This window comes from Protofrankia symbiont of Coriaria ruscifolia (assembly GCF_900634745.1).
In the GTDB taxonomy this organism is placed as follows: Bacteria; Actinomycetota; Actinomycetes; order Frankiales; family Frankiaceae; genus Protofrankia; species Protofrankia californiensis.
In genome coordinates this window covers 1-1616 of record NZ_CAAAFR010000197.1, presented here as the reverse complement: position 1 = coordinate 1616, position 1616 = coordinate 1, and the positions used below count along the sequence as shown (strand labels likewise).

Sequence of the window (1616 nt, the reverse complement as noted above, 5' to 3'; positions counted from 1 at the left end):
CTTTCGGGGGATATATCGGCTGGGGACGAGGACGGGGCAGGGCGGGACGCGGGGGAGGGCCATCGGGAGGGTGGCAGGCAGGCGACGTCAGTGGGGGAGAACACGAGCCAGGAAGTCGCGGGCCCGCTGTGTCCGCGGGCTGTCGAAGAAGCTCACCGGGGTGCCTTCCTCGAGAATTCCGCCGTCAGCCATGAATACGACGCGGTCCGCGGCCCGCCTGGCGAACCCCATTTCGTGGGTGACGACCACCATGGTCATGCCGTCGCGGGCGAGCCCCGTCATGACGTCGAGCACCTCGGCGATGTATTCCGGATCAAGTGCTGAGGTGGGCTCGTCGAAAAGGATCACCTTCGGGTCCATGGCCAGTGCTCGGGCGATCGCGACACGTTGCTGCTGCCCGCCGGAAAGCTGAGCAGGATAACTGCCGGCCTTCACGCCGACACCCACCCGATCGAGCAGTTCCCGTCCCCGGCGCTCGGCTGCCTCCCGCGGGATTCCCTTGACCTTTGTCGGTCCAAGAGTGACGTTCTCCAGCACGGTTTTGTGGGCGAAGAGGTTGAACGACTGGAAGACCATGCCCACCTCGGCCCGCAACCGTGCGAGCGCGCGTCCCTCCTCGGGCAGCCGCTGCCCGTCAATCGTGATCCGGCCGGCGTCGATGGTCTCCAGCCGGTTGATGCAACGGCACAGCGTCGACTTGCCCGATCCCGATGGACCGATGACGACGAGCACCTCGCCGCTGTGCACGGTCAGGTTGATTGCGTGCAGTGCCCGGAAACCGCCGAAGGACTTCTCGACGCCCTCCATGACGATCAGGGGCTCACCCCGCGCGCTCTTCGTCACGTTCACCTTTCGGTCAGGTTGAGCGGAACGGTAGCAGGTGAGCTCTGCCTCCCGGTGGCCCAGGTCTCCGGGATCACTTGAAGCGAACTGCCGGGGCCGTGCCTCGTGTGATGAGATTCTGAAGCTCCACCCACTGCTGCCGGAGGGAACGGTATGGACCTGTTCGTCGGCGGGAAGCCGAGTTGGCCGAGGCGCTACGCCTGCTCCTGACGCGGGGCGAAGGGTCGGTGATCGACTTTGTCGGCGTTCACGGCCTGGGTAAGTCCACGCTGATCCGGCAGCTTGTTCGGCAGGTCGAGGGCGCCAACCGTTTATACGTCTTCAACGAGGACATGTCCGCGTTCCGGCGCGAAGGATTCCGGGACGCCTACGGCCTCCGTGCCTCAGCCCCCGTGTTGTGGGAGACATTCGCCCGGACGAGGGAGCTGATGCTACGGGTGACCGATCGCACCCGGGCCCGGGAGTTCAATGGTTTCCGCCAACTGTGCGAGCGCGAGGCACGGCTGCTCGGCGGTGCGCCGAAAGCCGAAACCACAGGTCTGCGCGACCCGGCCGGAGGCGACGATCAGGAGACGGTCAAGACGCGAATCCGCCAGTCCCAGTCAGCCATTGACGACGCTTTCGTCAGCGGCTGGACGGAGTGGAGCCGGCATCGGCACATCCTCATCACCATGGATTCCTTATCACCATGGATTCCTTCGAACGTATCGTCGATGACGAGATGGGTCACTGGCCAGGGCTGCGCGAAGGTCGCCCGGCGTGGCGATCGGCTA

General features: G+C 65.4%; 2 protein-coding genes. One reads left to right on the top strand and one right to left on the bottom strand.

Going from position 1 to position 1616, the window contains the following annotated elements:
• Window positions 1-87: 87 nt before the first annotated feature.
• Window positions 88-807 (bottom strand): amino acid ABC transporter ATP-binding protein, encoded by a 720-nt coding sequence (locus tag CV1CTNOD_RS22680; protein WP_131787995.1) that lies wholly within the window; start codon window positions 805-807, stop codon window positions 88-90.
• A 263-nt stretch (window positions 808-1070) separates the two neighbouring features.
• Between CV1CTNOD_RS22680 and CV1CTNOD_RS22675 the strand changes: the two genes are divergently transcribed.
• Window positions 1071-1616: hypothetical protein (locus CV1CTNOD_RS22675; protein ID WP_207386621.1), on the top strand; the 546-nt coding region annotated here is incomplete at its 3' end.